Consider the following 26,143-nt stretch of genomic DNA (forward strand, 5'->3'; position numbering starts at 1 on the left):
GGGCATTTATGTTATTGGAACCAGATATTCTTGAAAAATATCAAGCACTTATTTTTGATATGGATGGTACGCTAATTGATACAATGGCAAGTCATGCTAAAGCGTGGGAAATTACAGGTGAACATTTTGGCTACCAAGTAGATAGTAGCGTGATGTACGAATTAGGCGGAGCAACTACTTACACGATTGGGCGCGAGATCATGAAACGAGCCAATATGCCACTGGAATTGCTTGAAGATGTTGTGCAAATGAAGCGACAAATTGCGATGGATTTAACCTATCAACATGCTTCATTATTACCCACATTTGAAATTGTGCGATATTATTCAGGCAAAAAGCCACTGGCAGTTGGCACGGGAGCCCATCGTATTCAAGCCTACAAATTACTTGATAAATTCAATCTTCGACCGTATTTCAATGCGATTGTTGATGCAGATGACGTAATAAAACATAAGCCTGATCCAGAAACTTTTTTGCTTTGCGCCCAGCGTTTAGGTATTGAAGCAAAACATTGCCTTGTATTTGAAGATGCAGATCTTGGTATTAAAGCTGCACTTGATGGCGGAATGGATGTGTTTGATGTGAGAACAAATACCCTGATTAAAGCGGGGTGTAATTCAATTTAATATGTAAACAAGCGGTTAAATTTCCAAATTATTTTATGAAAATGCCCGATAAGTAGAAGCTTATCGGGCATTATGCTTTATAGGATAGCCTAAAACCGCCCGTTTTGCGGGCGGATTGTGAGCTTAGAAAGTCAGCTCTGCATTGAATTTATAATTTCTTCCAGGTGCATAGAAGCGGTTAATCCCTTGCCCTGTTTCTTGGTCAATCATATTGCTTGTTCCAAACGAACGAATAGAACGAGCAGCATCCCAAGTGATGTATTTACGATTAGTTAGATTGTAAACACCTGCTTGTAATGTTAAATTTTCCCAAGGTTTAAAATACCCTGTTAAATCAACAATGCTGTAACTTGCACTTCGCCATTTGATTGTGCTGTCGGTTTTTCCTTCTTCTTTGTGGAACATATTGTAGGTATCTTCCGCTTTTTTGCGACTAACGTGGCTGACGTACATATTAAAACCAAATAGTTTACTTGGCGCATCATAACCCACACTAAAGACAGAAGTCATTGGCTGGATTGCATTCATTGGAATGCCTTCGCCTGTTTTACCTTTTTGGCGTGTTAATTTATAGCCTAAATTAAGCCCTTGCAATGATTCATATAATGAGCCTACATTTAGATTTGCATTAATTTCAAAGCCTTGCACACGAGCAGTTTCACGGTTTACGCTTTGGTAAAGTGGATAACGTCTGCTTGATGTGGTAGCAGCGGCTGAATTACCTTTGAAAATAAAATCAATAAAATCTTTATAGTCAGTACGGAACACACTACCTGTAATAAAGCCCATGTCATTGTGTAATGTTAGCGCCAACTCTTTGGTTTTAGCAATTTCAGGCTTTAAATTCACATTTGGCAACACGGTAATATCAGGGTGTTGGAACGTGAAATACATTTCATCCGTAGTCGGCATTCTGAAACCTTTCGCATATTTTGCTTGTAATCTCACATTATCAGTAACATCATAAGTACCTTCCAAAGAATAAGATTTTTCTGTAAATTTTTTTGGTTTAGAGAAATATGCAATATTTTTTTCTGGATTTTTAGCCACTTCGGCATCATAGGTAGCTTTACGTTGCTCATAAGCTTGCTTATCTGCAATATATTGTGGATCGTTATAGCTACTATAGTCCCACCATTTTGGCTCTTCACCCACATTATTTTCAGGCAACGGAATAAACAAACCTTTTACCATATCGTCAGGAATTTTCGCAGTTTGCCCAGCCACATAATTCGGTTTATATTTAACCGAGTTATAACGAAAACCAACATCTAATGCAAAGCGATCGTGTAAACGAATATTATCTGTAAGGTATAACGATTTATCTTTGGTCTTAACAGGAATTAGGAATGAATAAGTATCTTCTCGTGGGCAAGTTAATGAAGTTACATTCGAACTTTTCCCCCAGCTATTATCAGCTCTTGCAGCATCACAGGAGCTATAAGGCACACTATCTTTATTCACACCAATAAAGCGATTTGCCCACCATTTTGGATTTCTAGCGTTATAGCCTGTGCGATTGACCATTGATTTTTCAGTCTCACCATAAGCAAAACCATATGTGAAGTTATTTGGTTTACTTAAAATATCAACACTTTTTGTAAAATCAAAATTTAATTGCTTAGTATTTGTATTTAAGTCACGATCTGTATAAATATTTTCTAAGTATCCTGTTGAACGAGGAATCACTAAATAGTCAGAATAACCAAAATCACTAGAGGTAGCATAAGTTTTACCAGTGATTCGATCTTTATATTTTTTATCAAGTACAGATTCCTTAGTAGCTACAGTTTTACCACTGCCCCAGCCTGATGTTGAATATGTAGGGATTTTGCTATTACAATCAAAAATAGAACAATCGAACCAATATTCTTTTGCTCGATAATCTAAGTTATCTGTTCCGACAATGTTGCCTTTTGAATCAACGAGAGCCTCCTTTTTCTCGGTGTCAATGTAGCCACCCCAATCTTTTTTATATTCTTTTATTTCAACTTTTGGCGTATTTCCCTCTTTATCGACAATTTTGCCATTTTTAAGTTGTAAGCCATAAGGATTATCGTAACCTTTACAAGCATCTCCACCATCACAATAATCATCTGTACGTGCTTTAGTTGTGATCTTTTGATTAGAGAATGTTACTTTTGCTGTATCCCAAAATAGGTTTGATGCCATATTTTCATAGCTAATAGAAAATAATTTACGTTTAGTTTTATCATTTGTATGGCGTAAATCATCTTCTGGTGCCGCATCTAGCCACCCTTTTAAATTATAAGAAAAATCGTGTCCACGACTTGTGCGTTCACTTTTATCACTTGTTAAAGTAAAACGATGATTTTCACTTGGCGAGAAAGATATTTTAGCTAATAAACTATCTGCTTCAATTTTATAAGGGTCTGCTTTATCACGTTTTTTACCTTGTGCTAAAGCATTATAATTTTTATAGCCATAGTTTTCCGTTTCATGACCTTTGCGTTTTGTTGCCACCACTAATGCGTCAAACCATTTATAACGCCCTGCTGCCGTTATACTATTTAAATTTTGATTATCAGCTGTTGAGTAACCTGTTTTGTAGCCCAAGTGCCAATCTTTTTTCGTTAAGAAGTCCCGAGCATCTTTCGTTTCAAAAGTAACAGAGCCACCAATCGCCCCACTACCCGCTGCAACAGAATCAGCCCCTTTACGAATAACCGCTTCTTTTAAGGTTTCAATTTCAACACTATTACGTGTATTGTTAAAATTACCATAACCTTCAAAAAGTTCTTTAAAGCCTTGATTTGCAAGCGTTTCTGCTTGACGAAGTCCATCTATATTGATTGCCACACGATTTTCATCTACACCTCGAATTGCATAACCACTTGCACCAAAACGACCTGTTTCAACAACGCTTACACCTGTTTCATAGCGGACTAAATCGCGTGAGTCTTGTACTTGCTGTTTTGCAAGTTGTTTCGCTGTCTTTTTTATTTCAGCGATTTTTTGTTGTGGAACATCGTCTTTTACAATAACAGTATCTAATTGCATTTGTTCTTGTGCTAATGCAATGTTGTATTGTAAAACACACAGTGCAACAATGGATAGATTAAAGCGAAGCTTAATCATAATTATTCTCCTTTAGGCAAGGTAAAAAAACTGCGCTAGAAAAACTAGCACAGTAAGTTGGTCGATCTTTACTATTCTGTTTTGTGGCCTTCATCTAAATGAACAACATTTACAAGGTCATCTGGGCTTACTTCAAATGCTTTACCGAAGCCTTTTACAAAAAGACCATGTGTTGGTTTGAAGCTAAATAATTTGAAATCTTGCATTTTTGACAGCTCATCAATTAAATCGCCATGGCGAGCTTTTAACATTGCTAAACCGCTTTCCCATTCTTTATCTTCACGTTCAATTAAACGAACTGTTGCATCAAAGGTTAAGCGACGACGAGCAAAAATCTGACGGCTTTTACTTTCATCATCAATAAGCATTAATGATACTTTGGGTACTTCAATTAAGTTACGAGCATGGCGAGCAATTGTGGAGATAAGTACTTGATATTCACCGTTATTAATCACAAAAGGCGCATAACTCACATTTGGATTGCCTTCTTTATCAACAGTTGAAAGTACGATGGTTTGAATGTTTTGCTTTAATTCTTGAATTTCTGGTCCTAAACGATTCTGCAAAACTTCTTGACGATTAGCGGCTGTCATAAGCTCTCCTCTGCTAAATTTATGTAAATTTTATTAATGCTTTTTGTGAATAAAAATTGTTTTTAATTATATTTATATGGTGTTTTTTCGCAATGTCCGAAATGTAAATTTTTACGCTTAATGAATAAATAATCAGCAGATGATTGTGTTACTCTGAATTTAAGAGTCTTTTAGACGTCAAAGGTAGTATTTTGCTTTACTAAACTTACATTTTTGTGTCAGAATCAGGCTATTCGTTTGTTACAAACTTTGCACCTTTAAAAGGATTTACTTATTAGTGCATATGTCATAGTCATTTGTATTGCTGACATATTTTACAATTTATAACGCTTAATGATAGAGGTTCATATGCAGAAACGCATAGCTAATTTTCTTCATAAAAAATATCTCTGTACTTTGTCTGTAACAGAAAATAATCAACCTTGGGCATTTGCTTGTTTTTATAAATTTGATGAAGCTAATTGTCGCTTGCTCTATATGAGTTCAGATCAAACCAACCATTCCCAAATAGTACAACGAAATCCGCAAGTTGCAGGTACGATTTTTTCACCCACTCGATTTCATTCATCAATTCAAGGAATTCAATTTCTTGGTGTCGTGCATCGGTTGAGCGGAGAAGATGCACAATTTGCTAAAGAGTTATATCAAGCTGAATTTAAACCTTATTTTGATGAAACACTTGCTATTTGGGCAGTTGAATTAGAGCAAGTTCGTTTAATTGATAATTCTCTTGGTAAATTTGGTAAGATGGAATGGAAGAAAGGTGATCCTGAAGTCCGAGACGAGTTTCAAACTGTTCAGCTCCATAGTGAATGATAAAAATAGCCCCTGATGTATAAATTCAGGGGCTATTTTTATTGTAGTTGCTGGCGAGCCATTTCAATACTTTGAATAACGGCTCTGCGATCAATTGATTCATTTTCGCTATCTAGTGCTTGGCGCCAAAAATAGATAGCTTGTTGATAGTGTTTATTGGCATATGCATCAGAGGCGAGCAGTAACAAACTGGTTGTTTCTTTTTTGTCTAATGCGAGAGCTTTATCAAGCCATTGTTGGGTCTTTTCTGAAATGTTTTTCCCTTCTTGATAATATTTAGCTGTTGCCATAGCCCCAAAAATTGCTGCTTTATCGCCTAAAACGTGCTGAGCATTTTCATAACAAATTAATGCAGAACCAAAGTCGTTATTAAGTGCATAGGCTTGTCCTAACTCATACCACAGTTCGCCATTATTTGGATTTGCACGCAAACGATCTTGTAGGCTCAATACATAGCGGTTATTTTTTTGTTCTTTATCTTCTTGAGCGACTTGAATTTGAAACGCTTGGTGTAATTGTTCTCCTTTTTGAACGATTTGATAGTGTTCTGTTTGCCAGTAGAAAAAAAGAGAAATGGCTAAGATCGATGTTAATAGACATAGCCAAACAAGCGGTCTATTTGGGGCAAAATTTTGCAATGATTGAGTGGCTTTTTGCTCAAATAAATAGCGTTGTTTTGCCTCTTGTTGATATTCGGATTTTAACTCACCTGCAAAATTTTCTGAGAATTTGAGCGCTTGCTGGTAATTTTCGAGGTTGATTTCTGCTCTTGTCTTCATATTATTTCTTCTTCGTACGACAAACAATTAGGCTTAACAAAATTAAACATAGCCCGAATGGCATTCCCCATAGCACCCAAGTTTGTGAATTAAATGGTGGATCATAATTCACAAAATGCCCAAAGCGATTGGTCATAATTTGAATAATTTCTTTATCGCTTTTGCCTTGGTTCACCATTTCATATACTTCTAAACGTAATTTGTATGCGGTGGCTGCGTTAGACTCGACTAAATTTTGGTTTTGGCATTGTGGACAGCGTAAAGATTTAGCTAACGCAACCGCTCTAATTCGATCTGACTCTCGTTGAAACTGGAAGGTATCTACCATTTCTGCTTGAGCAACTAAGCTAAAAACAAGCGGTAGAAAAAGCCAAATTTTTTGCAAATACTTCATTAAGGCTCCTTGCGTAGTGCTTCTAAACGAGGGAGAAAATCTTGTTCAAAATTAGGATTGTAGCCTTTTTGCTGATAGCGAACGATCCCATGTTTATCAATTAGATAGCTTGAAGGTGCAGAAGATACTTTCAGTGTTTGAATTAAAAAACTGCGTTCATAATCATCAATAACCAGAGTGAATGGATTTCCCCAGCGTCTTAATGCAGCTCTCGCATCATTTGGCTCGTCAGTGTAGGTTAGTCCAACAATTGGTACGCCTTGTTCTTTTAATTTCAATAAAATAGGAAATTCTTTAATACACCAAGTACACCAGCTCGCCCATACATTTAAAATATAAGGCCCTTTTGGCAAGCTGTTGTTATTTAAATGAGCGTGCGGATCTAATAAATTTTTGCTCACAAATTCGGGAAATGGCTTGTCTCGCCAATCTTCTGTTGGCGATAGCGCATCTTTATTGAGTAATGGCACGGTAAGAAAGGCTACTAGCGCAATCAGTAGCAATAAAGGTAAACATAAAAACACTTTTTTCATTTATTTATCCATTATTAAATTGTTTTGCGGCGATAACCAAATAACGCCAAAATTGAAGCAAATACCATAATAATCCCGCCAAGCCACAATGCTCTCACATAAGGCTTATAATGTAAGCGGAACGCATATTCTAAATTGCCGAATTTATCGCCCATCACAATATATATGTCATCTAAGCCGTGATGATACAAACCTACTTCAGCCATGGTCATGGTTCTGACATCATAATAGCGACGCTCTGGACTCACTAATGCAAGCTGTTTTCCTTGTTTGGCTATGCTAAAAATCGCTTTCTCAGCGGTGTAATTTTCACCAATAGCATCACGATATCCTTCATATTTAAAGGTAAAACCCGCTAAATCAGCTTGTTGATCGGGTTTGAGACGAACGCCTACTTCATCGCCATAATAGCTGTTCATCATGGCGCCAATCACGCAAATCGCAAAGCCAATATGCGCTAATCGCATCGCAAGCGGTCGAATTTTCCACATATATTGCAAATACGGAATATGCGTCAAAATTACCCAAATCGCTAAACTCACAAAGAGTAGTGGTAGCACTTCAAACTGATGTAATTGTGTTTGCGCAATGGTATGTTGAATTAACGTCGCGGCAAGCCCAAATGCTACAGGTAAAAGCAATAATTTGAAGCCAATAGTTTTAAACGGAATTTGTTTCCAGCGTAGTACTACCGCTAGCCCCATGGCTAACATCAGAAATACGGTTAAGGGGGCAAATACGCTATTGAAATAAGGTGCGCCAACCGAAATCGCACCCCAATTCATTGCGGTAAAAACCATTGGATAAAAAGTACCGAGTACCACTGCTGAGGTGGCAATAGTTAATAAACCATTTAGCAATAGTAAGCCCGTTTCTTTGGAAAACAATTGGAAACGCACTTCGCCTTGCCATAAATTTACTCGAAAAGCGAATAGTGCTAGTGCAATAAAACTTAAGCTGAAAAAGAGAATCAGTAACGCCATGCCTCTATCGGGATCAACCGCAAATGCATGCACTGAAGTGAGTATCCCTGAACGCACAATAAAAGTCCCTAGCAAACTCAAGGCGAATGCAAAAATAGCTAGAAGAATCGTCCAATAGCTAAAAATACCTCTTTGCTCGCTGACGATAAGCGAATGGATCAATGCCGTACCCAACAACCATGGCATTAAAGAAGCATTCTCAACGGGATCCCAAAACCACCAACCGCCCCAGCCGAGTTCATAGTAGGCCCACCATGCGCCTAATATAATACCAGCGGTTAAAAACCCCCATGAAATCATTGCCCAAGGGCGAATCCAGCGTGCGGTTGCGGCATCTAATACGCCAGACAGTAAACTTGCCACAATCATGGCAAAGCTTACCGCAAAACCAACATAGCCTAGATAGAGCAGAGGAGGGTGAAAAATCAGCCCCACATCTTGCAGCATTGGGTTGAGATCTCGTCCTTCTGGTGGCGGTGGAAAGCTACGTTCAAATGGATTAGAAACCAATAAGATAAAAAGCATAAACCCAAGGCTAATTAGTCCGAGCATGGCTTGTGTTCGATAGGTGAACAAGCGGTCAGATTTATCTGAAAAAATGCAAAATACTCCCGTCCAGAAAGTTAAGGCAGTTAACCAAAATAGCATAGAGCCTTCATGTCCGCCCCAAGTCGCCGCAAATTTAAAAAAATCGGGTAATTGGCTATTTGAATGCTGTGCAACATAGATAACAGAGAAATTATCACTTAAAAAAGCTTGTACTAAGGTGGCAAATGAAAAGATACAACAGACCGCTTGTAAGCCACTAAATAACGGATTGAAACTCAGTAATTGCAGACGTTTAAATAACTCGCCCCACAGCGATAAACCCACTTGAAATGATGCTACCACCGTAGCCAAAATCAATGCAAAATAACCCAACTCAGGGAGCATAAGAATAAACCTTATCTAAACATAAAACAGAAGCTAAGCTAAATAGAATGCTTATCTTTCATAGTGTTATCATGATAAAGAGTTGTTAGCAGGATGTAAACGAAAAGGGCGAGTTATCGCCCTTTGATTTCACAAGATTTGATCTAATCCGAATTTTGTTACCGAATCTTTAATAAATACTGAGTTGTAAATTTCAGCGCAATTTAGCTCGCTTGTAATTTTGCTAAATAATCTCTGTGCTGTTTACTTTGGAATGGCACTATTTGTATTACGTTTTCTTTTTCAATCAGCTGATAAAATTGTGGGAAATTAAAGCTATTAGCGACAAGTGTTGCATTTTTATCAGCAGAATGTAACCGATTGATTTCTTTTACTTTTTCTTCTTTAGAACCAAAGCAATCATAGTATGCTTCTAACATATTTTTTTCATCTAAAATATAAACATTGAAGCTATTGTCTTGGTTATCTTCAAAAAAGAATTGTAAAAAGCCTTCACTCGCAAATTCATCAATTTCTCGGGGGAAAGACGCATTGTTTCGCTCAGTTAGTTGCCCTTGAGTTGCAAAATTCTGGGTAAAATCGACCGCTTGCTGCTCTTCTACTTGCTGAATCGCCACCTTCTGTTTTCCAAAAATAAATTGCCAAGTTTTACCCGCAACTTTTAGCGTGTTTAGCGAATTTCTGTGTGAAATGATGCCTGTTTGAATCGTAATACAACGATGTACCAAGTCAGCAATAAACTCACGTAATTCGCTACGAAAACGACGGCTATAACAGAAAACATTAACAGATTGTGGCGGTGCAGAGCCTCGATAAATTTTATTTGAAATCAGCTTTAATGCTTTTAGGATAGCGTCGTCGCCCTCAAAATGTGAAGTGCGAATTTCATTCCACATATTGCGGTAAATAATACTTACACTACCCACTAAATTTTCTTGCGAAGATCCAAAATTAAAGAGATCGCTCGATTGTACACTGCGGCGAACATCTGCCAATTTTTGGGTTGGATCATTGACTAAATTAACCGCTAAAATCAGACTACGGATTTCATTTGGGTGTAACATTTCCTGATCACTAATCACAGGAGCAGTGACAGGGAAAGACAGCCTTAAATCAGTAATAAATTGACGCAATTTTGGTAAGTCTAAACTACGACTAATTAAGTGTAACTGAGTATTTGAAGTGATAATCCCATTAAAATAGCCCCATGCCACCAGTTTGATCAGGGTTTTAGCGTGGCGAACATAACGTAGCTCTGAGTTATATGGACTTTTTGGGGCTTGATTAATCAAATACCAACCTGATTGTAAAGCCGATCCTTCTCTTGCCTCAATAAATGTAACGGCACTTTCCGCTAAATTTTTTGCAATATGTGGATTGATCAGCTGTATTTTGCCAGGTAAAACTTCAAATACCGAATAAAGTTTACGCATTAATGTGTCTATATCATGCGTTAAAATGCTGGGATCAATATGGAATTTACGGGCAAAGTGAATTAAGTTTCGATAACTCTGCAGTAATAAATCCACAATCGTTTGTTGGTGATTAATCGCTTGCTTAATTTTCCAGTTTTCACGATTATTTAATAAATTAATTTCGTTACATTTCCATTGCCAACTATCCACTAATGCTGATAAAGCTTGCTTACGCCAAGAATCTGTTCTATCTCCTTCGTTTGCTTTCATGTAAAAGCACATTCTCACATGCCCTAAGCGTACAAATTCTTTGCGATTGGTTAAATAGACCGTTACTTGTTCAAGCATGGCTAAATAAGGATCGAAATGATATTTTTCCGCATTTTTGCTTAATAATTTGTGCTTAAATAGTTTTGAAATAAGTGCTGTTTCTGGATAAGTTTCTGCATAGCTTTCCAGTAATAAAATTTTCAGCACCGATTTATATGGGCAATCGATCCCTTTATACAATTGCCATAAACTGGCACCAAAAAATTCAGCAGTAGAAAGCGAAGAAAAATCGCCAAAATCAATCCATTCACTTTGATTAAATTCACTTGATGTGATGCATTTTTGGTACTGTTTATCACTCAAATGAAGCCATAATAAGCGTTTACCCGCTAAACGAATGGCAGAGCGATAAAACTCATCGAGCAAGAAAAAATGTTGTGCAGATCCACTGTGTTCGCTATTTACATCATTACTCGCTAAATTCGCTTTAAAATGCTGAGGATTCATTAAATAAAAGTTGAGCTCAACATCGAAATGTTTTGCCCAATGCTTTATTTTGGCAAGTTTTTGTTCAATGAGTTGGTATTCAATAGCACTTAATTTGTCAGAATAACAAAGCCATAAATCTAAATCAGATAAGCTTGTTTGCGTAATACTGCCAGTACTTCCCATAGAATATAGCGCATCAAATGCGGGGTCTTCTGAAAAGTGGGTTAATAGTGCTTCATTCAAGACGAGACTGTTTAAGTAATGTTGTTGGAAATCAGATAGCTGAAATTGCGCAATGCCACTCGGTGCATTTTTTACATAAGCGGGCAGTTCAGGGCAATTGGTATGAATTAATAGTGGCAATAACGAAAAAACGTACTGAAACTGCGGGTTATTCGCAGCTAAAGCACGTTTAATTCTGAAATCATTTAGGGCATCTACACGAGGAATTGAATAGGCTAATTGGTGTGAAATTGGAGACAAAATGCCCGAGACATCAGGTAATGCCTGATGCAAATAAGCCGTTGATAACTCCAACTTTTCCACGTGAAATTCCTTATCGTAAAAAATGTGATAAATTTAACATTTTGTTTAAAAAAGTAAAGCAAGTCTCTTGGTAACTTTTGACATCTCGCAAAAATTTGTACAAAACAGCTCGGATCAGACCGCTATCTTTCCCGAAAAGAGTTCAGACCAGCCTTAAAATCATGTAAAATAAGTAAGTTTTACTAGCTTACTTGAGCGAACAAGTGTAAGCTGAACTTAATATCTTATAAAATCAATATGATGAAGGAAACAAAATGAAAAGAGTCGTTATCACTGGTTTAGGCGTTATTTCTAGTATCGGTAACAATAAAGAAGAAGTGTTAGCTTCATTAAAAGCAGGTAAATCAGGCATTGAGTTCGTTCCTGAATTCGCTGAAGTGGGGATGCGCAGTCAGGTGGCGGGTACTATCAAATTAAATCCAGCCGAATTAATCGATCGTAAAATTTATCGTTTTATGGGTGATGCAGCGGCTTATGCCTATCTTTCAATGAAAGAAGCAATCGAAGATTCAGGCTTAACTGAAGACCAGGTTTCAAACGACCGTACAGGTTTAGTTATTGGTGCGGGGACTGGTTCAGCACATAGCCAATTGGTTGCTTGTGATGCAGTTCGTGGTCCTCGTGGCGTAAAAGGTGTTGGTCCTTACGCAGTAACTAAAACCATGGCATCAAGTGTATCAGCGTGTTTAGCAACGCCATACAAAATTCGTGGTGTGAACTATTCAATTAGTTCAGCATGTGCAACTTCAGCACACTGCATTGGTCATGCAATGGAATTAATTCAATTAGGCAAACAAGACGTTGTTTTTGCAGGCGGTGCAGAAGAACTTTCTTGGGAATGTGCGACAGAGTTTGATGCAATGGGGGCAGTTTCAACTAAATATAACGATAACCCAACTAAAGCAAGCCGTGCTTATGATGCAAACCGTGATGGTTTCGTTATCGCAGGTGGTGGTGCTGTGGTAGTGGTTGAAGAATTAGAGCACGCTCTTGCTCGTGGCGCAAAAATTTATGCAGAAATCGTAGGTTACGGCGCAACTTCAGACGGCTACGATATGGTTGCACCAAGTGGTGAAGGTGCAGAACGCTGTATGAAACAAGCATTAGCAACAGTAAATGGTGCAGTGGAGTACATTAATGTACATGGTACATCAACTCCAGTAGGTGATGTGAAAGAGTTGGGGGCAATTAAAAATGTATTTGGTGAAAATAGCCCAGCAATTTCATCAACTAAATCAATGACTGGTCACTCGTTAGGTGCTGCTGGTGCACATGAAGCAATCTATTCATTATTAATGTTAGATAACGGCTTTATCGCACCAAGCATCAACATTGAAACTTTAGATGAGCAAGCTGCAGGTTTAAATATTGTGACTGAACGTCAAGATAAAGCATTAACCACAGTAATGTCTAACAGCTTCGGTTTTGGTGGTACAAACGCTTGTTTAGTATTCCAAAAATACCAAGGCTAATGTTAAATTAGAGCTTTAGAGATAAAAATAAAATAATCCAGCTATTTCTTAGCTGGATTATTTTTTTATAAGCGGTTAAATTTCTGCTGAAGTTTAATTAGCGTTGATAAATATCTTCGCCGTTTCGACGAGTTTTAAGCAAGCGTAAAATCCAAACATATTGTTCTGGATTTTTGCTAACAAAATACTCAATAACCTTATTCATTTCGCGTGCAGATTGCACAGGATCGCCAGAAAATGCTAATGCAGGCAAAATTTCCATTTGGTATACGCCTTTTTCGGCGTCGTAGATTGGGAACATAGGAATCACGACTGCATTTGCCACTTTTGCCATTTTATTTAAACCTGGTAATGTTGCTTTTTCTGTTGCAAAAAAGTCAACATAAACACTAAGTTCTTCTCCAAAATCTTCATCAGGTAAGAAATAACCTAAATTGCCCTTACGAACATCGGTAAGAAAAGGTTTAATACCGTTTTGGCGTGTATGCATTTTTCCACCAAAGCGTTCACGAGTAATATTCCACAGCCAATCTACCAGCGCATTGCGATGTGGATTATACATTGAAACCATAGGCATTCCATACGTGTGCATAATAATACCAGATGCATCAATTGCCCATGTGTGGGGGACAAGCAAAATCACATTTTTTCCGTTTTCACGAGTCTCTCTAATATATTCAAAGCCATTAAACTCGCAACGTTTTTGTAAATATTCGGTTGAGCGTAATGCGGTTTCACCAATAGCAAGCATAGTTTGTGAAACGGTAATAAACATTTTCTCAATCACCTCTGCTCGCTGTTGTGCAGTCCATTCAGGAAAACAGTAGCGTAAATTAACATCAGCACGATGATATTGCTTTTTCCCTTTTTTCCTCAGATATTTGGTGACCACTTTTCCAACAAATACTGCCAACTTATCACGTAAGCGATATGGAACATATGCAAGCATGATCAACATCAATACACCAAGCCATACGCCCCAATATTTCGGATATAAAAATTCCGTTAAAAATTTATGCTCATACCCTTCTCGGGCAGTAATTCGTTCCGTCATTCGCTTCTCTATTTTTTATCAATCAAATTCTTCAGAGCCAAAATTACCCCAAGTCCAATAAATGCACCAGGTGGTAAAATTGCCAATAATAAACCCGAGTCTAAGTGTAACACATCAAGACGTAAAGATTTTGCCCAGTCGCCCAGTAATAAATCTAAACCATCAAATAAAGTACCATTTCCGATCATTTCTCGGATTGCGCCTAATATCACTAAACTGAAAGTCATACCAAGCCCCATCGCAAAGCCATCAAAGGCCGAATGAGCAACCGAATTTTTAGAAGCAAAGGCTTCTGCACGCCCAATCACAATACAGTTGGTTACGATAAGCGGAATAAAAATACCAAGCGATTGATAGACTGGATAAGCAAATGCATTCATCAGTAATTGCACCGCCGTTACTACGGTTGCAATGACCATCACATAAATCGGAATACGAATATCATGCGGGGTAAATTTACGAAATAGTGAGACGGTACTATTGGTGCAAACCAACACTAACAAGGTTGCTAGCCCTAATCCTAGCGCATTAGTTACATTATTTGAAACCGCCAGCAACGGGCAAAGTCCTAATAATTGCACTAAAGCACCATTATTTTTCCATACACCTTCAGCTAGCAAATTGCGCCACATGGATGGTTCTGCTGGTACTGTAGTATCAATTTCTACCACAGGGATTTGATTTTCAGTATTCATATTTTATTTACAACTGCTAAAAGAATCTAATTGTTCTGGTGATTTAGCCAATTCGCTAATCACCCATTTTGCACTTTGGCGAACATTATTCACCACGGCTCGAGGTGTGATGGTTGCACCTGTAAATTGATCAAATTGTCCACCATCTTTTTTAACTGCCCATTGTGGCTCGTTTTCCAAGCTAAACAACTTATTACTAAATGACAAAATCCAGTCCGAAATACGGGTTTCAATTTTATCGCCTAATCCTGGCGTTTCTTTATGCGCTAAGGTGCGAACGCCTAGCACTTTACCATCGGGCTGAATGCCGATTAACAATACAATATTGCCTGAATAGCCGTCTGGAGCCGTGGCTTGAATTGCATAAGCAGTTAAATTTTCTGATTTTTTTGCAATATAAATGCGATTTAAATAGGGCGCATCAGGTAAATTCACGATTTTGCACGAGCCTAATAAATCGTTGTCAAAGTAGCTAGTGGGCACAACTTCTTGCAATAATTGACGCTGCTGAGTCGCAGTAACTTCATCAATTCGTCCTTTGGTTAATAAATAAACGCCTGTGGAAAGCGCCGTACAAATAAAGGCAATTCCCGCTAATAAAAAAGCGTATTTTGTTGTGATTTTTGAGGTGTTCATTATTTTCTGGTCCCATATAATCTTGGTTGAGTGTAGTGATCAATTAATGGCACACAGATATTCGCCAGTAATACTGAGAAGGCAATCGCATCGGGGTAATTACCGTAATAGCGAATTAAATATACAAATAAGCCAACTAACCCACCGAAAATTAATTTGCCTTTAGGCGTAATTGAAGCCGTAACAGGATCGGTGGCAATAAAGAAAGCACCAAACATCATTGCACCGCTGAAAAGCTGGCTAAATACATTCAAATGCGTTTGTGGTAGCACGAGATCTGTGATTGCACTAAAGAGGCTAAAAATAACTAACATTGCCACAGGAATTTGCCAATGAATAATACGTTTAGCAATCAACAATAAACCGCCTGCTAAAAAAGCTAAATTGATTTGCCACCAACCGTTTGCCCATAGTCCGTTAAAAATAGGTGATTGAAGTACGCCATCAATCCCCAATTTTAGTATACTGGTTTTGGCGCTATCAAGCGGAGTTGCTTGTGCAATACCGTCGACACTTCCCAATAATTGATGAATGCTAAATCCATCACTAGTCACGCCAGAAAATACCAACGAAATTGAATCACGAAATGTAGGAGGTTCATTTAATAAATTAAGTGGAACCAGCCAGCCTGTCATCTGCACTGGAAACGAAACTAAAAGCAGAGCATAGGCTACCATAGCAGGGTTAAATAAATTTTGCCCTAACCCGCCATAAACGTGTTTTGCGAGTAACAACGCAACCACAACACCAATCACGATAACCCAATAAGGTGCATAAGCTGGAATCGACATCGCTAAAATTAATGCTGTGAGTAAACCGCTTAAATCGGCAAGATAAAAAGCGGTCGGTTTTTTGCGAAGTTTTGCAAGTGCAATTTCAATTACGACCGCAAGTGAGAGCGCAATAAGAACTTGTAACAACACCCCATAGCCAAAGAAATACCACTGTAACCCCAATGCAGGTAACATTGCTACCATTACCCACAGCATAAATTTCGCCGTTAAATTCGACGAATGAGTATGGGGAGAGCTGACCATTTTGAACATCAAATAATTCCTTTTCCGCTTAAATTTTTGGTAAATGTAGATTAAATCGAATAGATAATAATCGGATAAAAATCACCGTGCTAACCGTGGCAATATCAACCCAACGGCTTTCTACGCCTGCTGAATAAAACAGTACGAAAATAACACCGCCAACTAGACTTGCCGTCACATACACTTCTCTTTGCAACACAATAGGCACTTCATTACGCAAAATATCACGAATAACGCCACCAAAGCAGCCGGTGATTCCGCCTAACGCTATTGCAATCAGTGGGTGAAGCCCGAAATCCAAGCCCTTTTGCACGCCAATTACGGTGAAAACACCCAAACCTATTGCATCAAAAATCAGTAAACCTTTTTGCCATTCTTTTTTGCTGATTTTATTTTTAAAAATCGCCGTAAGTACCACTGCCACGCTAATCATTAGCACATAAATCGGCTGTTTCATCCAAAACACAGGCGTGCTACCAATCATTACATCACGTAGTGTGCCTCCGCCAACGCCCGTCACAAATGCCAAAATAAACATTCCGAAAATATCCATTTTGTGCTGTCGCGCTGCCATTGCGCCTGATACGGCAAAAACAATGGTGCCAATCAAATCTTGAACAAACAAGAAAGACCATGGCAATGGCTGCAATAAGCTTTCAAGCCAATGAGTCATATTAAGCTCCCGCGTTCATTTTCTTTGCTTTGGCACGCGCGATTGCAGCGGCTACCGCTGCTTTTCTTGGATCAAGCTCAACTTGTTCAGCGCTAGAAGCTGGCATTTCATTTGTACTTGTATTGGCATTTGCAATATTTTTGCTATTTTCGCCCGCTTGTTGTGCTGCTTTTTTCGCTTTAGCCCGCTCAAGTGCAGCGGCTACCGCTGCTTTTCTTGGATCAAGCTCAACTTGTTCAGCGCTAGAAGCTGGCATTTCATTTGTACTTGCATTGGTATTTGCAATATTTTCGCTATTTTCGCCCGCTTGTTGTGCTGCTTTTTTCGCTTTAGCCCGCTCAAGTGCAGCGGCTACCGCTGCTTTTCTTGGATCAAGCTCAACTTGTTCGGCGCTAGAAGCTGGCATTTCATTTGTACTTGCATTGGCATTTGTAATATTTTCGATATTTTCGCCCGTTTGTTGTGCTGCTTTTTTCGCTCTTGCTCGGGCGAGTGCTGCGGCAACCGCAGCTTTTTTCGGGTCAGTTTCTTCAATCTTCTCAATGGCAGTAACTTTGTTTTCGCCCAGAGAAGTTGTTGCCATTTCCGCTTGTTTCGCCAAGCGTCTTGCTCGGCGTTGCGCCATTAACTCGCTATTATCAGGCTCACCGTTAGCTTTTACTTGTGTTGGCTCGGTAGTTGGCATTTCGGCTTTTTTCGCTTTAATACGAGCCAGAGCAGCCGCTACAGGATCTTCTCCCGCAGATGTTGCAATTTCTTCTCGGCGTTTATCAGCTGCTTGAGCAATACGAGCAGTACGAGCTTCTTTTTCTTTTTGTAAGCGTGCTTCTCTCGCTTCAAAGCGAATTTTTGCTTCTTCTGCTTTTTTCGCTTTTTCCTTAATTTCCGCAATTTTGGCTTTTTCTTGGCGGAAATATTGGATCAGTGGAATATAACTTGGGCAGACGTAAGCGCAAACACCACATTCGATACAAGCATCTAAATGATATTCTTTTGATTTGTCATGATCATCTGAACGAGCAAACCAATAAAGTTGCTGTGGTAATAAGCCAACAGGGCAAGCATCGGAACAGCTTGAACAACGAATACAGTTACGCTCAGGCTCTGGTGGCGCATATTCAAAATGATCTGGCGCAATAATACAGTTTGCCGTTTTAGTTACAGGCGCTTGAAGCGATGGCAGAATAAAACCTGTCATCGGACCACCTAAAAATACAGGAAAACGGTTATCTGCTTGGTAATCTACTTGTTCTAGTAGGTGTTGAATTGGCGTACCGAGTCTTGCCCAAACGTTGCCTTTATTGCGAATTTTATCACCCGTTAGGGTGACCACTCGTTCAATCAACGGCTCATCGTCAATAATGGCTCGTTTAACCGCGAATGCGGTACCCACATTGTGCATTACAATGCCCATTTCGATGGTGCGTTTACCTTGTGGAATTTCTAAACCTGTTAAGAGTTGCACGAGCTGATCAGAAGCACCCGATGGATATTTAGTTGGAATCGGTTGCACGTGAATATCATCTGAGCCTTTTAGTGCTTTTTGTAAGGCTTTAATCGCTTTAGGTTTATTATCTTCGATTGCGAGCACGACTTCTTCAGGACGTAACACATAGCGCAGAATGCGGATACCTTCGATTAATTCTGCGGTGTAATCTTGCATTAAGCGATCATCACAAGTGATATAAGGCTCACACTCAGCACCATTAATAATTAAAACTTTACAACGTTTATCCGCTAAGCTTAGTTTAGAAGCCGTTGGGAATACCGCACCGCCCAAGCCAGCAATGCCATATTGGTAAACTTTTTGAATAATTTGATCGCTTGTGAGCGTTAAAAAATCTTCAATCGGTTGACGAGAGAGCCATTCATCTTTACCGTCCGTTTCAATAATCACCGTCATTTCTGGTAGCCCAGAAGGGTGAGCTGAAACGTGTGGCTCAATCCCAATTACTTTACCTGAAGTTGGACTATGCACGGGCAATTGACGATAATTATCACCTTTGGTAAGCGCTTGCCCTTTGAAGACCTGATCACCGACCTTCACGATTAATTCGCCCGCCCAGCCTGAATGCTGTACCACTGGCACATAGAAAAATTTAGGTAAATGGAGACTACGAATCGGCTTTTTATTCGATTGTTTTTTATTCTCTATTGGGTGAATACCACCTGGATATGCCCAAAGTTTACCTGTTTGCTTGATTTGACGAATACGCTCAAGAACTAAATTAGGATTAGGCATCTTTCTCTCCTTTTTCAGTTCCGATAATCATTTTTTTCTGTAGCTCCGTGGTATTTACGATAGGGATAATCAGATTTTCATCAAATTGCCAATTCCATGAACGAGCAGTTGGCTTCACTTTAATCATTTCAATACAGTTAGTTGGGCAAGGAGCAACGCATAGCTCACAGCCTGTACAGAGATCGGCAATGATAGTATGCATTGCTTTATTCGTGCCGATAATTGCATCAACAGGGCAAGCTTGGATACATTTAGTACAGCCGATACACATGTCTTCGTGTATGAAAGCCACCTTAGTTTCAGGCTCTTCAGCACCATCCATTGCAGGTACTTCAACTCCCATGAGATCAGCGATTTTCACCACTAATGGTTGCCCACCTGGCACACATTTGGTAATGATATCGCCATTTGCAATCGCTTCGGCATAAGGCTTACAACCAGGGTAACCACATTGCCCGCATTGGCTTTGTGGTAGAAGTGCATCGATTTGATCTACGATGGGATCAGCTTCCACTTTGAGTTTAATTGACGAATAGCCCAACACCGCCCCAAAAATTAAGGCAATAACGGCAATAGCAATTAAAATATAGGTAATAATTGGTAAGTCTAACATTAGATTTTCACCAATCCTGTAAAGCCCATAAAGGCAAGAGACATTAACCCCGCTGTGATAAGCGCAATTGAAGCACCTTGGAATGGGCGAGGGAGGTCTGCTGCGACTAAACGCTCACGCAATGCTGCAAACAACACTAACACCAATGAAAAACCTGCAGCTGCGCCAAAGCCATATAACACGGATTCGACTAAATTATTGGCTAAATTTACGTTCAGTAACGCCACTCCCAACACGGCACAGTTGGTGGTAATGAGCGGTAAGTAAATCCCTAGTAAACGATAAAGAATAGGGCTGGTTTTATGCACGATCATTTCTGTTAATTGCACAATCACTGCTATCACTAAAATAAATACGAGTGTGCGTAAGAATTGCGCATTAAGTGGCGAAAGAATAAAGGTTTCAACTAAATAAGCAGATAATGAGGCAACCGTTAATACAAACGTTGTTGCCATACCCATACCTATTGCGGTTTCAACTTTTTTTGACACGCCCATAAACGGACAAAGTCCTAGGAATTTCACTAGGACAAAGTTGTTTATCAAAGCGGTGCTAATAATTAACAGAATATAATCGACCATAACATCCACAGTAAAAAACTTGAAATATATAACAAGCGGTTGTTTTAGAAGGAAATTTTGCAAAAAATAGGGAAAATTTAACCGCTTGTTACTGAAAAAATAAAAATTGTCGCCTATTATCCAGCCTTTTGCTTTTTCGAACAATAAAAAATATGAGGTATATTGATCTTTCTTAGAGTAATGACCCTAATTTAAAGTTGCAGGGGCAGTTGACCTTTGTTGATTTTTTCTGAACCTTTGTTTACATTAATTGTCTAATTGATTACTGTCTGTTCACATTTCACTGAATAATTTCGTAATGAAAAAGTCCTATTATACGCTACTAAGTGTAGCTTTATTATTCTGCAATCCCTCATTGGTTCAAGCCGAAAGTTTGAAACAAATCTTACAATATGCTTTAGCTCATGACCCCAGCTTAGAGGAAGCTCGAGCACAAATTCGTATTGCGGAAACTCAAACTAAAATTTCAGAAGCTGGACATCAGCCTGTGATCTCATTAAGTCAAAATGGGGTGATTGCTCAGAAACATACCTATCAAGGTAAACGTCGTTCAGAGCCTAGTTTAAATGGACGAATCAATCTTTACTCGTGGGGCGCAATTGAAGCGGAAATTGAGCGTGATAAACATAAAGCAGATTACTATCATTATAAATTTTATGAAACAAGAGAACTCATGGGGCAACGCATTAGTCAGTTCTATTTAGGGGCGTTAAGAGCGAAAGAAAACATTGCGATCTATCAGGAAAGCCTTGCCCGTCATAAAAAATTAGTTGACGATTTAAACGTGATCGTTTCTTACGATAGAGGTCGTACTTTTGAATTAACAGAGGCACTTTCTCGTCTTAATCAAGTTGAATCAAATATTGCTCGCCAAGAACGAATACTTTCTACCAATTTGAGTCAATTAATTCGTTACACTCAAACGCAAATTGATGAACATTCATTACAAGATCCTTTTTCATCACAAGATACTCATGCCTTTTTAAAACGCTACGAGAATCACGATATTTCTGCTAATCCCTCTTTTTTAGCGCAGAAAAAAGAAGTGAGAAGCAATGAATCTGCGGTAAAAGCGGCGGAAGCACGTAGAATGCCAGCGATCAATCTAGAAGGTTCGGCAAGCCGTAGAGAGCGAGAGGTGTATGTTGGCGTTTCTTGGGATATTTATAATCAAGCAACGAAATATGAAATGGAAAAAAGTCAGTATACTAAGGCGGCAGCTGAAGCAAAGTTACGTGAAATTGCGTTAGAGGTAGCGGAAAAAGCTCGTACGGCTGAATTAGAAATGTTTCGCTCACAAAAATTAGTTAAAACCACCCAACGTCAAATTAAGCTACAACGGAAAGTGGTTAATGACACAGAATTACAATTTGATATTGCAGCTAAATCATTACTTAATTTGCTTGATGCCTATCAAGAGTTAACCAGTGTACAGGCGGAAGAAGTTGCTGCGCGTGGTGACTATCGAGATGCGGCATTACTTTATTTAGTTTCGCAAGCAAAAGTAGCCAATTGGGCAGGTTTCAGCACCCTGAATTTAACGGAAGAAGGTAAATAAATTGAAAGCGATCATCGAACATTTAGCGTATATCACTCAATTACATGGTTCGCCTGTTGCCAAAGAAGCATTGGCTGCACAAGTAATAAGAGAGCAAAATCTTAATGTTAATTTTCACTCATTGGTTGAAGTGTTACGTGCATACGGGTTTGAAAACCAAATTTCTCGTCGTGAATTAAAAGATATTCCTTCCCTTTCCACACCGTTATTGGTGGTTTTAAGAAATGAAGAAGCTGCGATTGTCACTAAAATTGAAGGTGCAGGTAGTGAGCGAGTTTATCATTTATCTCAAAATGGCGTAACTCATACGGTGAGCGCTGATTCATTAGCGCAAAATTACCTTGGTTATTGTTGGTTTATTAAGCCTCAAGCAGTAAAAGATGAACGTTCTGAATTGCCTGAATACCATATGCCAAAGGCGTGGTTCTGGAAAGTGATTTGGCGCTTCCGTTCTTACTATTATCAAGTAATTTTAGCTACCTTTATCATTAATTTCCTTGCATTGGTTAGCTCACTTTATGTCATGAATGTGTATGATAGAGTGATTCCAAATAAAACTTATGAAACTCTTTGGGCATTAAGTATTGGGGTTGTGCTTGCGATTAGCTTTGAATTAGTCGCAAAACTTATTCGTGGTCATCTCACTGATATTGCAGGTAAAAAGGCGGATTTGTTGATAAGCTCTGCACTATTTCGGCGTGTGATGTCGTTAAAATTAGTCGATAAACCTGCATCATCGGGGTCTTATGCCAATAACTTACGTGAGTTTGAATCTGTGCGAGAATTTATGACGAGTGCCAGCTTATTGGTATTAGTTGATTTACCGTTCATTCTATTATTTATTTTTGTTATTTTCCTTGTTGGTGGGGCTTTAGCGCTTGTGCCATTGATTATTGTCCCGATTGTGGTGATTGTTGGTTTTGCGGTACAACCAAAAATTGCGGAAAATATTAATAAAACCATGCGAGAAAGCTCACAGCGTCAAGGTTTGGTGGTTGAAGTTATTGATGGTATCGAAACACTAAAAACCAATAATGCGGCAAACTGGGCGCAACAGCGTTGGGATGCTTATACGGCTAAGACAGCGGCTACGCAAACTAAAGTGAAAGATTTAAGTAACTTTGTGATTAATTTTGCAACCGCAATGCAGCAACTTAATACCGTATTTTTAGTAGTCGTAGGAACTTACTTAATTCATGCTGAAGATGAAGCCTCTCGTATTACCATGGGGGCATTGATTGCTTCGGTGATCCTTTCAGGTAGAGCATTGGCACCTTTATCACAGATTGCAGGGCTTGCAACACGTTTTCAGCAAGCTCGGTTAGCATTAAAAGGTGTTGATAGCATTATTAAACGTCCGATTGAACGAGAGCCTGAGCGTAAATACATTACTCTTTCTGCGATTCAAGGTTATATCCAATTTAATCAAGCTAGTTTCCAATATCCAGGACAAGGTAGTGATATTGTGGCGGATTTGAATCTGCAAATTAAGCCAGGTGAAAAAATTGGTATATTGGGCAGAATTGGTAGTGGTAAAACAACCCTGCTAAAACTTGCTTCAGGTTTATATGAACCAAGTAAAGGTAACGTAACATTAGACAATGTTGATTTGCGCCAACTTGATCCAAATTTTTTACGTAACCAAGTTGCGCTTTTTAGTCAGTCACCACGCCTCTTTTTAGGCTCGTTGCGTGAAAATTTGGATTTAGCACGCTCAGATAATTTTGCTAGTGACCAAGAATTGCTTCTTGCTTTACGACGTTTTGGCTTAGATCGCATTATTCAAAAACACTCGCGAGGCTTAGATATGCCATTGGGCGAAAACGGTCAAGGTTTATCAGGTGGGCAGAAGCAATTAGTAGCGTTAGCGCGTTTAACCTTAAAAGATCCTAAAGTTGTGTTACTTGATGAACCTACCAGCGATTTGGATCAAGGTTCAGAAATGATGGTGTTAAATGCGTTAGCGAATTGGACTAAAAATCGAACAATGCTCGTAGTCACACATCGTCCGCAGGTACTTAGAATCGTAGAGCGTGTGATTGTTGTTGAAAATGGCAAAATCGTATTAGACGGGCCCCGTGATACGGTACTGGCGAAATTACGAGAAAATGAACAAGCAAAAAAACAACAAAATTCGACCGCTAGCACTAAAACTGCTGAACCAATAACGGCACAAGCTCAAGGAAGCGAAAAGAATGAGTAATCAAGAAAAAATTAGCAAAGCAGATCTGACGCTTATTAATGATCTGAATGCGGCGTTACAAACAGAAAAACACCATGGTACTTTTGCAGTAATCATGCTGTTTTCTGCTTTGCTAGTCGTTTTTGTCGTGTGGGCATACTATAGTCCTTTAGAAGAAGTTACTCGTGGGCAAGGTAGTGTTATTCCGACAAGTCGAGAACAAATTGTTCAGAGCCTTGATCCTGGCATTATTAGCGAAATGAAAGTAAAAGAGGGAGATATTGTTGAGAAAGCTCAGATTTTACTGACTTTAGACGATACTCGTAGCTCTGCGGTTTTACGTGAAAGTGAAGCAAAAGTCCTTAATTTACAAGCAATTGCTGCTCGTTTGCAGGCGGAAGCATACGCTATACCGCTGAAATTTAGCAGTACGATTCCCGCAGAAATTCAAGCAAGAGAAAAAGCAGCTTATCAGGTTCGTTTACGGGTAGTAAATGATGCAGTACGTGGCTTAACTCAAAGTAAAGCATTACTTGATCGTGAAATTGCGATCACATCGCCTATGGTGAGTAGAGGGGTGATGTCAGAAGTTGAGCTGTTACGTACGAAACGTCAATCGGCAGATCTGGCACAACAGATTACAGAGCGCAAAAACCGCTATATTGAAGAAGCGAATGAGGAATTAGTGCGTATTGAATCTGAATTAGCGCAAGCAAAAGAAACACTTGCGATGCATGCTGATCCTGTTGAACGCTCACAAATTAAGGCACCTCTTAGAGGTATTGTGAAAAATATTAAAATCAATACCGTTGGTGGTGTAGTACAGGCAGGGCAAGATATTCTAGAAATTGTTCCGATTGATGAGAATTTATTAGTACAAGCTTACATTAGTCCAAAAGATGTGGCATTTATTCGAACAGGGCAACCTGCCTTAGTCAAAATTAGTGCTTATGATTACGCTATATATGGTGGACTAGAAGGAAAAGTGACCCTTATTAGCCCAGATACATTGCAAGATGAGCGAACCTCAAGTACTCTAAAACTTAATCCAGAAGAATCTTATTACCGTATTTTAGTGGAAACGAGTGAAAGTAAAATCTTCGATAAAAATGGTAATCCGTTGCTGATTACTCCAGGTATGACGGCAACGGTTGATATTAGAACTGGCGAAAAAACCATCTTTCAATATCTGATTAAGCCGATTACCCGCATGAAACAGGCAATGCAAGAACGCTAAATCGTTCTCGTTTTTAATAGGCTGTCTAGTTGTTAGGCAGCTTTTTTTGTTATAAAAATTTACAATTCACTATCCGCTTTATTTTTCCGCCACTTAGCAAATTGCAACCCCTCTTATTCAAATTTTTTGGTTTTATTTTCAAAAAAAAAAACTAAAATGCACAATATCTTGTGTTTGGTTGATTTATTTACACAATATCTAGTAACAAATTTATAACAAATGGAAAATCTTAGATTTTGTTCAGAACAAATTGTTTGGCAAGAAGTTCCGCATGAAACCTCGCTCGCTTTTCTTATTACGGGTTGTCCGTTGGGCTGTAAAGGCTGTCACAGTACCGATAGTTGGAAAGCTGGAAGCGGTCAAATTTTGACGAAAACTTACCTTGCCGAACAACTTAATAGATACCAAGGCTTAATTAGTTGCGTACTGTTTATGGGCGGAGAATGGCTACCCGAACAGCTTTTACCTCTTTTAACTTTTTGCCAGCAACAAGGGCTACGCACTTGCCTTTATACAGGGCTTGAACGCGATGAACTCTCCGAGGTATTACTTTCGCAACTGACATATCTCAAAACAGGGCGCTGGATTGCCGAGCGGGGCGGACTAAATAGCCTTACCACTAATCAACGTTTTATTGATTTACGCACTGGCGAAAATCTAAACCATTTATTTATCAAGGGAGTTTAA

General features: G+C 38.9%; 22 protein-coding genes. 7 read left to right on the plus strand and 15 right to left on the minus strand.

Features of this window, described 5'->3' with window-relative positions:
* Positions 1 to 8: 8 nt before the first annotated feature.
* Complete coding sequence (locus F8M47_RS00890) at positions 9 to 626, plus strand: beta-phosphoglucomutase family hydrolase (RefSeq protein WP_150538341.1); 618 nt, start codon at positions 9 to 11, stop codon at positions 624 to 626.
* Positions 627 to 749: 123 nt separating this feature from the next.
* On the opposite strand, the gene F8M47_RS00895 is transcribed toward F8M47_RS00890, so the two are convergent.
* On the minus strand, positions 750 to 3,731 hold the full coding sequence (locus F8M47_RS00895) for a TonB-dependent hemoglobin/transferrin/lactoferrin family receptor (RefSeq protein ID WP_150538342.1): 2,982 nt from the start codon (positions 3,729 to 3,731) through the stop codon (positions 750 to 752).
* Positions 3,732 to 3,796: 65 nt separating this feature from the next.
* Positions 3,797 to 4,318, minus strand: coding sequence for a heme utilization protein HutZ (gene hutZ, locus F8M47_RS00900; RefSeq protein WP_150538343.1), 522 nt, complete (start codon positions 4,316 to 4,318; stop codon positions 3,797 to 3,799).
* A gap of 348 nt (positions 4,319 to 4,666) precedes the next feature.
* Between hutZ and F8M47_RS00905 the strand changes: the two genes are divergently transcribed.
* Complete coding sequence (locus F8M47_RS00905) at positions 4,667 to 5,134, plus strand: pyridoxamine 5'-phosphate oxidase family protein (RefSeq protein ID WP_150538344.1); 468 nt, start codon at positions 4,667 to 4,669, stop codon at positions 5,132 to 5,134.
* 38 nt (positions 5,135 to 5,172) lie between these two features.
* Here F8M47_RS00905 and F8M47_RS00910 read toward each other — a convergent pair whose 3' ends face one another.
* The 5 genes from F8M47_RS00910 to F8M47_RS00930 all read right to left on the minus strand — a co-directional run bounded on the left by F8M47_RS00910 (position 5,173) and on the right by F8M47_RS00930 (position 11,416).
* Positions 5,173 to 5,913, minus strand: coding sequence for a TPR domain-containing protein (locus F8M47_RS00910; RefSeq protein WP_150538345.1), 741 nt, complete (start codon positions 5,911 to 5,913; stop codon positions 5,173 to 5,175).
* Position 5,914: 1 nt separating this feature from the next.
* Complete coding sequence (gene nrfF / locus F8M47_RS00915) at positions 5,915 to 6,307, minus strand: heme lyase NrfEFG subunit NrfF (protein WP_150538346.1); 393 nt, start codon at positions 6,305 to 6,307, stop codon at positions 5,915 to 5,917.
* Positions 6,307 to 6,840: a redoxin family protein gene (locus tag F8M47_RS00920; protein ID WP_150538347.1), complete on the minus strand. Its 534-nt coding sequence runs from the start codon at positions 6,838 to 6,840 to the stop codon at positions 6,307 to 6,309. The genes nrfF and F8M47_RS00920 overlap by 1 nt, the downstream gene beginning before the upstream one ends.
* Before the next feature lie 14 nt (positions 6,841 to 6,854).
* Entirely contained in the window at positions 6,855 to 8,756 is a 1,902-nt protein-coding gene (gene nrfE, locus F8M47_RS00925) for a heme lyase NrfEFG subunit NrfE (protein ID WP_150538348.1), read from the minus strand.
* 203 nt (positions 8,757 to 8,959) lie between these two features.
* A complete protein-coding gene (locus F8M47_RS00930) occupies positions 8,960 to 11,416 on the minus strand; it encodes a class I adenylate cyclase (RefSeq protein ID WP_244298025.1) in 2,457 nt (818 codons plus the stop codon).
* A gap of 314 nt (positions 11,417 to 11,730) precedes the next feature.
* Between F8M47_RS00930 and fabB the strand changes: the two genes are divergently transcribed.
* Complete coding sequence (gene fabB, locus F8M47_RS00935; RefSeq protein ID WP_150538350.1) at positions 11,731 to 12,948, plus strand: beta-ketoacyl-ACP synthase I; 1,218 nt, start codon at positions 11,731 to 11,733, stop codon at positions 12,946 to 12,948.
* Between the two features lie 97 nt (positions 12,949 to 13,045).
* On the opposite strand, the gene lpxM is transcribed toward fabB, so the two are convergent.
* Genes lpxM through rsxA form a run of 8 tightly spaced genes read right to left on the minus strand, consistent with a single transcriptional unit; the run spans position 13,046 to position 20,479 of the window.
* On the minus strand, positions 13,046 to 14,002 hold the full coding sequence (gene lpxM, locus F8M47_RS00940; RefSeq protein ID WP_150538351.1) for a lauroyl-Kdo(2)-lipid IV(A) myristoyltransferase: 957 nt from the start codon (positions 14,000 to 14,002) through the stop codon (positions 13,046 to 13,048).
* Positions 14,003 to 14,010: 8 nt separating this feature from the next.
* Positions 14,011 to 14,697: an electron transport complex subunit E gene (locus F8M47_RS00945; RefSeq protein WP_150538352.1), complete on the minus strand. Its 687-nt coding sequence runs from the start codon at positions 14,695 to 14,697 to the stop codon at positions 14,011 to 14,013.
* Between the two features lie 3 nt (positions 14,698 to 14,700).
* Positions 14,701 to 15,333, minus strand: a complete 633-nt coding sequence (gene rsxG, locus F8M47_RS00950) for an electron transport complex subunit RsxG (RefSeq protein ID WP_150538353.1) — start codon at positions 15,331 to 15,333, stop codon at positions 14,701 to 14,703.
* The gene (gene rsxD, locus F8M47_RS00955) at positions 15,333 to 16,379 is read right to left on the minus strand and encodes an electron transport complex subunit RsxD (protein ID WP_150538354.1); all 1,047 of its coding nucleotides are present in this window, start codon (positions 16,377 to 16,379) and stop codon (positions 15,333 to 15,335) included. The genes rsxG and rsxD overlap by 1 nt, the downstream gene beginning before the upstream one ends.
* A 19-nt stretch (positions 16,380 to 16,398) precedes the next feature.
* Positions 16,399 to 17,043 carry a trimeric intracellular cation channel family protein gene (locus F8M47_RS00960; RefSeq protein WP_150538355.1) on the minus strand — a complete coding sequence of 215 codons (645 nt, stop codon included), beginning with the start codon at positions 17,041 to 17,043 and terminating at the stop codon, positions 16,399 to 16,401.
* A 1-nt stretch (position 17,044) separates the two neighbouring features.
* Positions 17,045 to 19,285, minus strand: a complete 2,241-nt coding sequence (gene rsxC / locus F8M47_RS00965) for an electron transport complex subunit RsxC (RefSeq protein WP_150538356.1) — start codon at positions 19,283 to 19,285, stop codon at positions 17,045 to 17,047.
* Positions 19,278 to 19,898: an electron transport complex subunit RsxB gene (gene rsxB / locus F8M47_RS00970; protein ID WP_150538357.1), complete on the minus strand. Its 621-nt coding sequence runs from the start codon at positions 19,896 to 19,898 to the stop codon at positions 19,278 to 19,280. Before rsxB ends, rsxC begins: the two co-directional genes overlap by 8 nt.
* Positions 19,898 to 20,479: an electron transport complex subunit RsxA gene (gene rsxA / locus F8M47_RS00975; RefSeq protein WP_150538358.1), complete on the minus strand. Its 582-nt coding sequence runs from the start codon at positions 20,477 to 20,479 to the stop codon at positions 19,898 to 19,900. The genes rsxB and rsxA overlap by 1 nt, the downstream gene beginning before the upstream one ends.
* A gap of 373 nt (positions 20,480 to 20,852) precedes the next feature.
* Here rsxA and F8M47_RS00980 point away from each other — a divergent pair, with 373 nt between their 5' ends.
* The 4 genes from F8M47_RS00980 (at position 20,853) to nrdG (ending at position 26,143) form a co-directional block, all read left to right on the plus strand.
* Positions 20,853 to 22,037 carry a TolC family protein gene (locus F8M47_RS00980; RefSeq protein WP_244298019.1) on the plus strand — a complete coding sequence of 395 codons (1,185 nt, stop codon included), beginning with the start codon at positions 20,853 to 20,855 and terminating at the stop codon, positions 22,035 to 22,037.
* A gap of 1 nt (position 22,038) precedes the next feature.
* Positions 22,039 to 24,240 carry a type I secretion system permease/ATPase gene (locus tag F8M47_RS00985; RefSeq protein WP_150538360.1) on the plus strand — a complete coding sequence of 734 codons (2,202 nt, stop codon included), beginning with the start codon at positions 22,039 to 22,041 and terminating at the stop codon, positions 24,238 to 24,240.
* On the plus strand, positions 24,233 to 25,456 hold the full coding sequence (locus tag F8M47_RS00990; RefSeq protein WP_150538361.1) for an HlyD family type I secretion periplasmic adaptor subunit: 1,224 nt from the start codon (positions 24,233 to 24,235) through the stop codon (positions 25,454 to 25,456). The genes F8M47_RS00985 and F8M47_RS00990 overlap by 8 nt, the downstream gene beginning before the upstream one ends.
* A 219-nt stretch (positions 25,457 to 25,675) precedes the next feature.
* Positions 25,676 to 26,143 carry an anaerobic ribonucleoside-triphosphate reductase activating protein gene (nrdG, locus tag F8M47_RS00995; RefSeq protein WP_150538362.1) on the plus strand — a complete coding sequence of 156 codons (468 nt, stop codon included), beginning with the start codon at positions 25,676 to 25,678 and terminating at the stop codon, positions 26,141 to 26,143.

The sequence above is a fragment of the Actinobacillus vicugnae genome (assembly GCF_901687125.1).
Classification (GTDB): domain Bacteria; phylum Pseudomonadota; class Gammaproteobacteria; order Enterobacterales; family Pasteurellaceae; genus Actinobacillus; species Actinobacillus vicugnae.